13 protein-coding genes are annotated in these 11,581 nt (G+C 50.4%); 8 read left to right on the top strand and 5 right to left on the bottom strand.

From position 1 onward, the window contains the following. Window positions 1–120 (bottom strand): transposase (locus tag G519_RS50870; protein WP_208860928.1); only part of this gene is annotated, 120 nt, incomplete at its 3' end. Window positions 121–326: 206 nt separating this feature from the next. Between G519_RS50870 and G519_RS46275 the strand changes: the two genes are divergently transcribed. Beyond that, the gene (locus G519_RS46275) at window positions 327–2,096 is read left to right on the top strand and encodes a methyl-accepting chemotaxis protein (protein ID WP_051254007.1); all 1,770 of its coding nucleotides are present in this window, start codon (window positions 327–329) and stop codon (window positions 2,094–2,096) included. A gap of 24 nt (window positions 2,097–2,120) precedes the next feature. On the opposite strand, the gene G519_RS53175 is transcribed toward G519_RS46275, so the two are convergent. Then, the gene (locus G519_RS53175; protein WP_268633809.1) at window positions 2,121–2,249 is read right to left on the bottom strand and encodes a hypothetical protein; all 129 of its coding nucleotides are present in this window, start codon (window positions 2,247–2,249) and stop codon (window positions 2,121–2,123) included. Between the two features lie 164 nt (window positions 2,250–2,413). Here G519_RS53175 and G519_RS48200 point away from each other — a divergent pair, with 164 nt between their 5' ends. Together G519_RS48200 and G519_RS0135920 are read left to right on the top strand one after the other, a co-directional pair. Continuing rightward, window positions 2,414–3,382 carry an N-acetylmuramoyl-L-alanine amidase family protein gene (locus G519_RS48200; RefSeq protein ID WP_051254005.1) on the top strand — a complete coding sequence of 323 codons (969 nt, stop codon included), beginning with the start codon at window positions 2,414–2,416 and terminating at the stop codon, window positions 3,380–3,382. Window positions 3,383–3,988: 606 nt separating this feature from the next. Further along, window positions 3,989–4,774, top strand: a complete 786-nt coding sequence (locus tag G519_RS0135920; RefSeq protein ID WP_029198700.1) for a DODA-type extradiol aromatic ring-opening family dioxygenase — start codon at window positions 3,989–3,991, stop codon at window positions 4,772–4,774. Window positions 4,775–4,799: 25 nt separating this feature from the next. On the opposite strand, the gene G519_RS0135915 is transcribed toward G519_RS0135920, so the two are convergent. Next, entirely contained in the window at window positions 4,800–5,213 is a 414-nt protein-coding gene (locus tag G519_RS0135915; protein WP_029198699.1) for a thiol-disulfide oxidoreductase DCC family protein, read from the bottom strand. 333 nt (window positions 5,214–5,546) lie between these two features. Next, a complete protein-coding gene (locus G519_RS52700; protein WP_154669655.1) occupies window positions 5,547–5,921 on the bottom strand; it encodes a hypothetical protein in 375 nt (124 codons plus the stop codon). On the opposite strand from G519_RS52700, the gene G519_RS46270 reads away from it, so the two are divergent. Further along, window positions 5,914–6,738 (top strand): DUF3048 domain-containing protein, encoded by an 825-nt coding sequence (locus G519_RS46270; RefSeq protein WP_154669654.1) that lies wholly within the window; start codon window positions 5,914–5,916, stop codon window positions 6,736–6,738. The two genes, G519_RS52700 and G519_RS46270, sit on opposite strands and share 8 nt — an antisense overlap. A 135-nt stretch (window positions 6,739–6,873) precedes the next feature. Here the strand turns inward: G519_RS46270 and G519_RS48195 are convergent, their stop codons facing one another. Beyond that, entirely contained in the window at window positions 6,874–7,536 is a 663-nt protein-coding gene (locus G519_RS48195; protein WP_051254002.1) for a hypothetical protein, read from the bottom strand. A 239-nt stretch (window positions 7,537–7,775) separates the two neighbouring features. On the opposite strand from G519_RS48195, the gene G519_RS0135900 reads away from it, so the two are divergent. The 4 genes from G519_RS0135900 to rlmD form a co-directional block, all read left to right on the top strand. Beyond that, window positions 7,776–8,066, top strand: a complete 291-nt coding sequence (locus G519_RS0135900) for a YerC/YecD family TrpR-related protein (protein WP_029198698.1) — start codon at window positions 7,776–7,778, stop codon at window positions 8,064–8,066. 151 nt (window positions 8,067–8,217) lie between these two features. Next, window positions 8,218–9,024, top strand: a complete 807-nt coding sequence (locus G519_RS46255) for a sirohydrochlorin chelatase (protein WP_051254000.1) — start codon at window positions 8,218–8,220, stop codon at window positions 9,022–9,024. Further along, window positions 9,003–9,977, top strand: a complete 975-nt coding sequence (locus G519_RS0135890; protein WP_029198697.1) for a diacylglycerol kinase — start codon at window positions 9,003–9,005, stop codon at window positions 9,975–9,977. The genes G519_RS46255 and G519_RS0135890 overlap by 22 nt, the downstream gene beginning before the upstream one ends. A 218-nt stretch (window positions 9,978–10,195) precedes the next feature. Next, window positions 10,196–11,581: 23S rRNA (uracil(1939)-C(5))-methyltransferase RlmD (rlmD, locus tag G519_RS46250; RefSeq protein ID WP_244280335.1), on the top strand; the 1,386-nt coding region annotated here is incomplete at its 3' end.

The raw sequence follows: 11,581 nt of genomic DNA, 5'->3' as shown, positions 1-11,581 counted from the left end.
TTGCTTGATGGTCTGAGAAAGACCAAGTTTGTGATCGAATTCTTTATATAGTAGCAGGCCGGCGTCTGAGGTCAGATCACCGCCTTCAAAATTGATTCTCATTCGGGGGTTGAAGTTCATGCCATACTCTTGTAAACTTGTCAAAGAAGAGCCTCCTTAGTAGTTTTGTTGTGTTTGGTCACCATCAACACTACCAAAGTAAGGGCTCTTTTTCCATTTTTTCTTTCACTTTTTAAGAGAGATGAAAAATGGCCGTAATCCCTTGTTACTATTGATATTAAATCATATTAGATAAGAGCTATGAATATTTCAGGCTAAGTAATGATTTGACTACAAGTGAAGATACATTTGGTTTAGGAATTTTCTTCGAACCTTTCAAATACAATGCCAAAACGAAATATTTTTCTAGTTATGCGTTCCGAGAAGGGGACAAAATTAACTTAACGCAAGACTATAACACGGCCGATTACGATTATCCGCATTGGGATTGGTACAAATTGGCTCAGGACACGAAGCAAACATTTGCGTATTCCGATCCTTACTATGACGAACCGACGAAAGTCACCATGGTGACGGCGAGTGTGCCCGTTTATGATCAAAAAAAGCAGTTTCTCGCTGTAGTCACCGGTGATTTTAACCTTGCTCGCTTGCAAAAGCTTGTTGAAGAAACGAAGGTAGGCCGCACGGGGTGGGCGTTCTTGGTCGATGCCAAAGGGAACTATCTAGCTTTGCCGGATAAGTCCAAGGTAATGAAGGTCAGTATGGATAAGGACCCGAACCCGTCTATAAGCGCGCTGGCGCCAACGCTGCTTTCACAGCCAAATGGCCAGTCCACCATCACAGATGACAAGGGAATTAATCGCATTTATTATCAAAAAATACCGGAAACCGGCTGGACGATTGCGCTCGTTATGCCAGAGAAAGAGCTGCTAGAGCCTCTGCAGAAGCTTGTTATTTCTTTGGGCATAGGCGGCCTGATTGCGCTGGTTATTATGGTGCTTGTGATTATTTTATTCAGTCGATACCTCATTAACCAAATACGTAGAGCCAAAATGATGGCAGGTCGCATCGCGGAAGGTGATTTAACGCAGCAAATGGAAGTGAAAACGAGTGACGAATTAGGGCAAATGGGGCATTCCTTCAATGAAATGATTCAGAGGCTTCGTACGATGCTTGGTTCTATTTCGATGCACACGCACACAGTTGCTTCTATGTCCGAGCAATTATCGGCAAGCGCAGAGGAAACTTCGAGAGCAACGGAGCAGATTGCAGATTCGATCCAACAAGTCGCTTCAAGCGCCGATGAGCAAAGTCATATGAATGATACGTCGAAAAAGACGGTTACCGACATCGCCAAGCGGCTTGTCTCGATTGTTGACGGCGTTAAGAAAGTAAATGTTTCGACTGAGAAAACAGCCGAGACAGCTGAAAAAGGGAACAGAGCCGTAAGCGAGGTAACGGAGCAAATGAAGCTCATTCATCGCAACATGGAGCAATCGTCCATGATTGTAGATGAGCTGAGCGGGAAATCGCTGCAAATCGGGGAAATGATCACGTTGATTACATCTTTATCCAGTCAGACGAACTTGTTAGCGCTCAATGCCTCGATTGAAGCAGCGCGGGCTGGCGAGCACGGTAAGGGCTTCGCCGTCGTTGCGACCGAAGTTCGCAAGCTGGCCGAACAATCCGCGACAGCAGCGGATCGTATTCGGAGCTTAATCGGTGACATCCAATCGGAGATCAACAGTGCAGTAGATTCCATGAATAAGGGTACTCAAGCAGTCAATGATGGAACCTTAATGAGCGAAAGTGCGAAGGCGGCATTTCTGGCTATTCTCCAAGCGGTGGAGGATGTTTTTGGACATGTGAAAGAAGTGTCTCAATCGGCTGTCTTCATTCAATCCGATTCGAAACATATGGTTGAGGTTGTCGAGCAAATGTGTACCATTTCCAGTAAATCGCTAGAGAACACACACAGCATAGCCGCAGCTGCTGAGCAGCAGCTTGCTTCCATGGAAGAAGTTAGCGCAGCTTCCCAATCGTTGTCCAAAATGGCTGACGAGCTCCAAGAGGTTGTCAAAGTATTTAAGGTATAATAAATAAGATTCTACTGTCCGAAGTTAGTTGTCATCGGTGTTTCTAAGAAGCTTGTCCCTATGCTTGTAAACGGACCATAAGGCAAGCAGTACACCGACGATTAAAGCAATCGATAACCAGTGGTGAGAAATGAAGCTCCAGAAAGTATTCATGTGAGTACCTCCTTCTATTTTGTTTATATGGAGGATAGTTTTGGCAGGAGATGGTTGTTTCATGCATCGGGCAAGCGACAACATGAAAGGCGGAGAACCGTGAAGGTAGCAAAAAAATGAAAAGGCGGAGAACCTTGAAAGCAGGAAAAAACCGGAGGCCGTGGATGACTTTCATGATTGTTGCGATATGGATAGTCTGCGTACTGGTCGCGGCTGGTTGTACGCCACAAGTATTGGACAGACAGGCTATACTGCAGGAATCGCCTATAGTAAATAAGGAAACACCTGCGGTTACGAGTAGCGCGACCATGCAGCCGGTGGCGGGAAGTTCTGTCGCTGATTCATTGCAGGGGGCTGGAGCTGGAACAGAGACTATAGCTAAGGCTGCAGCAGGGGCTGGAACAGAGACTATTGCAAAGGCTACATCAGAGGCCGCAATTAAGTCTATTGCAAAGCCTAGAACAGAGTCCGTGGCTTCTAAAACTGCTGCCACGCCTCAAAAGGGAAAGCTCGTCATGCTGGATCCCGGACATCAGCGTTATGGGAATAATGCTCCTGAGTCGGTGGGCCCGGATTCGCGGGAAACCAAGCCAAAGGTCAGCTCCGGCACAGTCGGCGTACGGACGAAAAAACCGGAATATGTCCTCAATCTGGAGGTATCCCTGTTGATCAAGGACGAGCTGGTCCGCCGTGGCATCGAGGTTGCGATGACCCGCGAGTCGCATGATGTCGATATCAGCAACAAGCAGCGTGCGGATATGGCCAACGAAGCTGGAGCAGCGCTGGCTGTGCGCATTCATGCGGATGGTGATAGTTCACCGAAAACCAAAGGGTTTTCGGTGTTGTACCCGTCGACTTCCACCGCAGCGGTGAAGCCCATCGCAGCAGAAAGCCATCAAGCAGCAGGCTTGATTCTAGAGCATCTGAAGGCTGCGACTGATACAGCTGGAAGAGGACTGTCAGCACGCAGCGACTTATCAGGCTTCAATTGGTCCAAAGTGCCAGTCGTGCTGGTCGAGCTTGGCTTCATGACCAACCCGGAAGAAGATGAGCTGATGTCCGAAGCGGAGTATCAGAAGAAGCTGGCCCAAGGTATCGCCGACGGGATTGAGCATTTTCTGAAAAGCCGATGAGCTGCCCCTATCAGAGCGGTTTTATTTTGAATTTATATGTTTGGGGTTTTGGGGTCAGCGAAGATTAGCCCCTGTCAACGGCTTAATGATAAGAAGTAACTGTGGTTGTGGTAAGCCTGCAATTGTGCAGGCTTTTTTCTTCGAATAGCTCCTATTCGTACATTCCTGCAATTGTGCAGGCTTTTACGGTCATTTTTTTAATTTCAGGATGGAAGAGATAAAATTCCTGCATAATAGCAGACTTTTCCTCTTTTCAAACGATTTTAGTAAAAATACCTGCACTTTCGCAGTTATTGTGGGCCGCTGAATAATCGTTCTCTTTGAACGTTGGTGAAGCCCTAATGGATTAGCTGCTACACGCAATAGCTTGTTGTACATCAACGAACAGTAATAGTCCCTTACAAAGGACCCCCTATGCACGAAAGATTGGGTTTACACCAATGACTTGAGGCAGCGAGCGATAGCAAAGAGAAATTCGTTCCCCATGCGTAAACGTAAACTTTAGACAAGAACCTGGCCATCGGTCAGGTTTTATTTGTGCCCAAAGGCGTATAATGTAGAGTATATTGGTGAAAAGTTACCATTTAGGAAGAAGGGGGATCTGCCGTGCTGCCATCTTTTTTCATTGCCCATGGAGCACCGAGTTTGGCGATTGAGCAGCATGCTTACACCGAGTTTTTGCAGAAGCTGGCCAAGAGCATTCCTGCGCCCAAAGCCATCGTGCTGTTCAGCGCTCATTGGGAAAGTCCCGTGCAGAAGATTAGCTCGGCGATTCATCTCGAAACGATCTATGATTTCTCGGGCTTTTCGGAAAAGCTTTATGACATTAAGTACCGAGCAAAAGGGGATTTGACGCTAAGTTTACATATACAGCGGCTGTTTCAGGAAGAGGGCATTCGTTGTGAGCTCGATGATGAGCGAGGCTTGGACCACGGGGCATGGGCACCGCTGCATATTATGTATCCGGATGCGCAAGTACCGGTAGTTGCGCTCTCTGTGAATCCGCGTTTGACGGCGGAAGAGCATTATCGCATCGGTGCAGCATTAGGCCCCTTGCGGGAAGAAGATGTTCTCATCCTCGGCAGTGGAGGGACGGTTCACAACTTGCGCAGGCTGGATCGGAATGACCCTGTGCCGCAGGTGTGGGCGGTGGAATTCGATGAGTGGTTAGCGGAGCAGCTGGAGACGTGGAACTTGGATGCGCTCGTTCGCTATGATGAAAGAGCGCCTAACGCGCGGGAGGCGGTTCCGACGCCGGAGCATTTTGTGCCTTTGCTGCTTGCCCTAGGTGCGGCGGACAGTGCACGCAGGGCGAAGCTGCTGCATCATAGCTTTCAGATGGGCACGCTGAGCTTGTGCTGTTGGATGTTTGGCGGGATGAGGAAGTCGTAGTCGGACTGCGAATACATCCCGATCGCTAATCCAGGAACCGCGCCTTGAACTCAGGCTTCGGCAGCATGCAGTGCTCGGCTTTGCCGAACCAGCGATAGCGGTTGCGCGCCACGAAGGCATAGCCCAGATTCCTAAGCGGAGCGGGAATGATGATGGCCGCATACGCTAGGGGCCAAGCGCCACGCAATCGCCGGGCAATGCGCAGCGCAGCGGTCGAGCGGGTATAGGAGCGGCCGCCCTCGATCAGGACGATCGTGCTGATCATATCCGTCGGCAGGTTGTGCTGCTCGAGCAGCTTTTGGCCGCTATCCGATTGCAAGGAAGCAAACCGGAAAATCCCCTTCGGGTCGTTCCGAAGGATGAACTGAACAGCACCGCTGCACAGATTACAGACCCCGTCGAACAAAACGATGGCTTGGTTATCGGTGAGCTTGGTCATGGAATAGCCTCCTTTTTGGTGAGTAGGGAATAGATGAATTAGCTGCAAAAAGTGCATGTAATTCCGGTGGTCACACCGTCTATAAGGTAGAAGCTGCAAAAAGTGCAGCAAAAATGGCCCATTTTAGCCAAATCAACTTGTTAGGGATAAATTAGCTGTAGTTTTTGCAGCAAATCTACTGAAAACGCCGATTTGAGCAGAATTTGATGCACAAAATGCATTAACTAGTTTAAAACACGGCCATCGCGCAAAAAGAGAGCATTCCAGCAACCAAGTCCATCACGCGTATAGAAGTAATTCGACAAATCATCCATCTCTCCCTACTATACCTAATCACAGTCGCGGCTCCAACCACCTTTTGACCCACAGCACAAAATGTCTTCTATCTATCGCATCACTAGCATATACATTTACTAGAACGATTAAGAGAAGAGGTGCAGCCCTGTTGAAATCATTACCTTTATTCCGTCCCAAAAACCTTAGCGCCTGGCTCGTCCTTGGATGCTCTGTCATAGCCATTGTCGGTTGCAGCGATACGCCTGCCTCCTTACCATCGACCAGCCCGATTACCGCTGAAGCCACGTCCGCCGCCGCATCGCCAGCTACCAAACCTGCTGTCACAGCTGTGGAGACGGAGCAGCCGTACAAATTCCCGCTAACGGGTTTGCCCACCGATAAAGAAGTGAAGAGCCGGCCCTTCATGGTCATGGTCGAAAATGCCCCGCAAGCCAGGCCCCAAACCGGCCTAGATCAAGCGGACATCGTCTATGAGATTCTCGCAGAGGGCGAGATTACGAGATTCGTCTCGGTGTTCCAGAGTCAAGCAGCGAAGACCATTGGTCCCGTGCGCAGCATCCGGCCTTATTTCGTGGAGATCGGCGACGCGCTCGATGCGGTTATCGTCCATGCTGGCTGGAGTCAGGAAGCGATGGATATGATGGCAGGCCGCAAGCTGGCCCATCTTGACGAGGTGTACGGCGATGGCGCCTACTATTGGCGCGCGACCGATCGCAAAGCACCCCATAATCTCTATACCTCTATGGATAAAATGAAGCAGGGCGCCGAGGCGCGCAAATTCCGCTCCGAATGGAACGGACCGCTGCTCACTTTTGCCAAGGATGCTCAAAGTAAACTTACGGGCGCAGCCGTGAATTATATTCAAATTCCGTATATTCAAGGGTATTTCGTCTCCTACGAATACAATGCCGCCGAAGGTGTGTACAAGCGCAGCATGGAGGGCAAGCCGCATCTCGACAAGGAGACGGGCAAACAGCTGCAAACCCGAAATCTGCTCGTACTCGAGAGCAAGCACAAGATTGTGGACAAAGAGGGGCGTCGGACGGTGGATGTTTTTGGACCTGGTAAAGGACTCATCTTGCAAGAGGGCAAATCTCAGCAGATCACTTGGGAACGCAAAAATGGCATGCTGCGCGCCTATGCAGAGGGTGGCAAGGAGGTGCCGCTGCTGCCGGGCAACACCTGGATTCAGATCGTACCGGAGGGTACAACGTTGAAAATGGAATAGCCATAGAGGCGCAGAGAAGCCGCCCTGCTTGGTTTAGAACCAAGACGAGGCGGCTTTTCTCGTGCGCTTTTTTGGAATTATTTTGAGCTGCGAATGACTAGAGGTTGACCTGAGAGTGATCTGTGTAGGATAATTTTATCGGCGATTACGTGTAGTTGGGCCGGATTTGGGTGCTCCTTTTCTTCTAGCGCTTGAGCCTGATTTCTTACGACGTTTGCGTTTGGGTTTAAGTATTTCATCCAAGTCATCCGATGAATTCACTTTGCCTTTGCCAATCGCTCCAATAAGGGTTTTTATCATAGGTGCCATTTGTCTAAAGGTGCTCACGAACTTCTGGACTTTGCCCATTGTGCCGAGAATGCCGTCAATACCACCCATACGTTCAACGAAGCCGGAGATTTGATTCAAATTCAAACCGCTCAGCGGGTTAGACGAGGACCCGCCAGCTCCACCACCGCCACCGCCTAAGAGGTTGCTGAGGAAATTACCGCCGCCGCCACCGCCAGCACCGCTGGGGTTCGCGCCGCCGCCACCAAACAATCCGCCGCCAGCGTTACCTCCGCCGCCGCCAAAAAATCCGCCACCCGCATTACCGCCGCTTGGGCCGCCGAAGAAATTACCGCCTCCTTCGAAAGGAGTAGGAAATCCTCCGCCTTGTGCGAACGGATTGCCGCCACCGCCTAAGCCCGGATATTGCCCGAAGCCGCCATTACCCATTTGCGGAGGTACAGTGAGGCTTCTAGTATACACTTCAGGACGATTACCGCCATTGCCAATGATTTGTCTTTGATTGCTCACTAGGATTCACGATCCTTTATATCAGATTTGTCTTCTACAGGATATGTCAATTGCCTACCGTTGGTATGGACGAATGTCACGGGTCTAGTTAATTGTCACAATTCACCTCATTAACGCATAGAAATTTTACCGTTTCGCAATCCTAAAGGAAGGATTTATACATGGCGTGTCGAATGATACACAGGAGCTTAAACTGATCTTATAAGCTAACATGCTTTTCTACCGGGAGTTGACAACCTATGCAATTAAAAAAATTAAATGATAAAGCAATAGACCAGCTTTTTGAAGCCGTGCTGACGCTCAAAGATATTGAAGAGTGCTATGTCTTTTTTGATGACCTATGCACAGTGAACGAGATTCAATCGCTTTCCCAACGCCTTGAGGTTGCTCGCATGCTGCGCAAGGGCTGTACGTATAACCAGATCGAAGCCGAGACGGGCGCATCAACAGCAACCATTTCTCGTGTCAAAAGATGCCTGAACTACGGAAACGACGGCTACGTGCTGACGCTGGATCGTTTAGGTCGTTAATGAAGTCGGTTGTTCGAAAAAGAATTCAAGATCCTGCGTTACCTTGCGTAATGCGGGATTTTTCCTGTTTATTTGCAGGTCAATTGACATGTGTGAACACATTCGTTAGCATAGGATTATAGGCATGGTTAGAACGGGTGGGGAAAACAAAATGAGCGTGTATGGTGTGCTAGTCATAAGCCATGGATCTCGGGATGAAGGCTGGGTTCAGCTCGTCGATGATGCCGTGTCTGCGGTCAGGATGCCGATGAATGTTCCGATCTACGCTTCTTATCTGGAGCTGGTGGAAGGCCGATTAATTCAAGATGGTATTTACAGTTTAGAGGCTCAGGGCGTGACCGATATTATCGTCATCCCACTGTTCGTGTCCTCTGGGAGTACACATATTGATGAAATCAGCTACGCCCTAGGTGTGATTGAACAGCCACTACTCGAGACAGATATGGAACCTTTTGATATCAAGGCGCGCATTCATTTCACATCACCGATTGATGACGACCCCGTTATTGCTGAGATTATTTATGCGAAAATCAAAGAGCTTTCCGAATCGCCAAGTCAGGAAATCGTCCTGCTCATCGGTCACGGAAGTAAAGAGAAGGGCTTCCATCTCAAGTGGCGCAAAGGCTTAGAGCTGCTCGCTGAGCGGTTGAAAGCGTTAGGCGGCTACGACGAGGCGGATGTCGCTATGCTTTTGCCAGATCAAGTGAAACGGAAGATGACCTGGTGGGCCCAGAAGAAGCCTGACCACGCAGTCGTCGTTGCGCCGCTTTTTCTAAGTGAAGGCTATTTCACGACACAAGTCATCCCTTCCCGCATGGAAGGGTTTGAATATCGGTACAATGGACGGGCGCTGCTGCCTAGTCCGCTAATTTCCAAATGGATCGAGAAGCAGATTGCTTCAGAAATCGCAGAAGGCGAAACAGGTGATGAGACGCAATGGTCAAAAGAGCAAGACTGATCTATAATCCGACTTCTGGCCGGGAAGAAATGAAAAAACGTTTGCCAGAAATCCTTCAGCGCTTAGAGCGCGGCGGTTTCGAAACATCCGCTCACGCCACCATCGGTGAAGGCGACGCCACACTGGCAGCGGCACAAGCCGTTAGCCGAGGCTTCGATCTAATCATCGCTGCGGGTGGAGACGGTACCCTGTGCGAAGTCGTCAACGGCATGGCCGAGAGGGAAGGCAGGCCCCCGCTTGGCATTTTGCCGCTGGGAACGACCAACGATTTTGCCAGGGCGCTAGGCATTCCTAAGAATTTGGAGTACGCCTGCGACCTGATCGTGCAGCAGTACACAACCGACATCGATGTAGGCAAAATCAACAACCGTTACTTCATTAATATCGCCGGCGGCGGCTCGATGACCGAGCTGACGTACGAAGTCCCGAGCAAGCTCAAGACCATGATCGGCCAGTTGGCCTATTATATGAAGGGACTGGAGAAACTGCCTAGGCTGAAGCCGATCGAATTGTACGTCAAGGCAGGCGAAATGGAGCTTCATGAGGAAGTCATGATGTTCCTCGTCGGCAACTCCAATTCCGTCGGCGGCTTCGAGAAGCTGGCTCCGGAAGCGAGTATGAATGATGGGCTGTTCGATGTGCTGATTCTGCGCAAGTGTAATCTTGCGGAGTTCATAAGAGTCGTTACGCTCGCATTGCGCGGTGAGCATCTGAGCGATCCGAATCTGATTTATTTCCAAACGAATCATATTGAGATTAATTCGCCGGACTACGTCCAGTTGAATTTGGATGGGGAGTTCGGGGGCACGCTGCCTTGTGTGATGACTAATTTGAAGAGTCATTTGCAGATTATTGTGGATCAATCGGGACAGTCGATTTATAAGAAGACGCTGTTAGAGACGTTGACTACGCCGTTTCAGTTGAGAGGGAATGTGGATGGGGATCATGAGTAATTCAACCATTCTAGCTAATAAAGGTATTGAGCTATTGTTTAATTTTAGGTTTTTATTAAAGTGAGGTTCTTATGAGAGCAAAAGGTAAATCTGGCTCTGTGTCAGGTAAAGATAGAGGAACTGGGAAGTTTGGGACGGCAGGGAATCCTGAAAGGACTGGAAAGACAGGGAATTATGGAAGGGCAGGGAGTTCCGCCCAGAAGGCGGCTCCGGCTTGGATGGCTGATCTGCCGGTGCAGATTGGGCAGCAATATGAGGCTGAGATCATTGGGATCAGCCATGATGGCGAAGGGGTAGGCCGTGTGAACGGCTTTACCCTTTTTGTCGCTGGTGCGCTGCCAGGTGAGCGCGCGCTTGTGCGGGTGGGGCATTTGAAGAAGCAGTATGGTTATGCTGCGCTTGTGGAAGTGCTGGAAGTTAGTCCGGATCGGGTTAAGCCGGATTGTGGGATATATGAGGAATGTGGCGGCTGTCAGCTGCAGCACCTAAGTTATGAGGCGCAGCTTCGCGTGAAGCGCCAACAGGTGGTGGATAATTTGCAGCGGATTGGGAAGCTGCAGGTGGTGGGCGAGCCAACACTAGGTCATCTTGATGCTGGTGCTTCTGATGAAGGGATTGTTGTTCATCCAACGCTGGGGATGACTGATCCGTGGCGGTATCGGAACAAGGCGCAGGTTCCTTTTGGGGAAGAGCAGGGCGGCCTCATCGGCGGGTTTTATGCGCAGGGAAGCCATCGCATCATCAATATGGATGAGTGTTTGATCCAACATGAGTCGAACGACGAAGTCGTTGCTCGTGTGAAAGAGATCGGCGCGCGTCTTGGTATTCGCGCTTATAATGAAGAGCGTAATGACGGACTGCTTCGCCATGTCGTCGTCAAAGTCGGCTTCCGCACGGGAGAGATCATGGTCGTTTTGGTGACCAATGGTGTGGAGATTCCTCGCGTCGCCGAGTGGGTTGCTGGCATTCGTGCCGCGCTGCCCGGCGTGAAGAGCATTTGCCATAACATTAATGTGAAACAGACCAATGTTATTTTTGGGGATGAGACTCGCGTCCTGTGGGGCAGCGAAGTCATCTATGACTATATCGGCGATGTGAAATTTGCAATTTCCGCGCGATCGTTCTATCAAGTAAACCCCGTCCAGACGGAAGTCTTGTACGGGAAGGCACTGGAGTACGCCGCGTTGACAGGCGGCGAGACGGTGGTCGATGCCTACTGCGGCATCGGCACGATTTCCCTGTTCCTCGCACAGAAGGCGGGACAGGTGTACGGCGTCGAGATCGTCGAGGAGGCGATCGCGGATGCACGGAAGAATGCCGAGTTAAACGGCATGACGAACGTGCACTTCGAGGCAGGTCCAGCAGAAGTGGTCCTCCCCGAGTGGACACGTCAAGGCGTTCGACCCGACGTGATCGTGGTGGACCCGCCCCGCAAGGGCTGCGATCCGGCGCTGCTGGCGACGATCCTCGAGCTGCAGCCGCGGCGCGTCGTCTATGTGTCGTGCAGTGCATCGACACTGGCGCGCGACTTACGCGTGCTGGTCGATGGCGGGTACGGCGTCGCGGAGGTGACACCGGTGGATATGTTTCCGCAAACAACACAT

It is taken from the genome of Paenibacillus alginolyticus DSM 5050 = NBRC 15375 (assembly GCF_000422905.1).
GTDB lineage: Bacteria > Bacillota > Bacilli > Paenibacillales > NBRC-103111 > Paenibacillus_E > Paenibacillus_E alginolyticus.
This window is presented reverse-complemented; position numbering and strand designations above follow the sequence as displayed.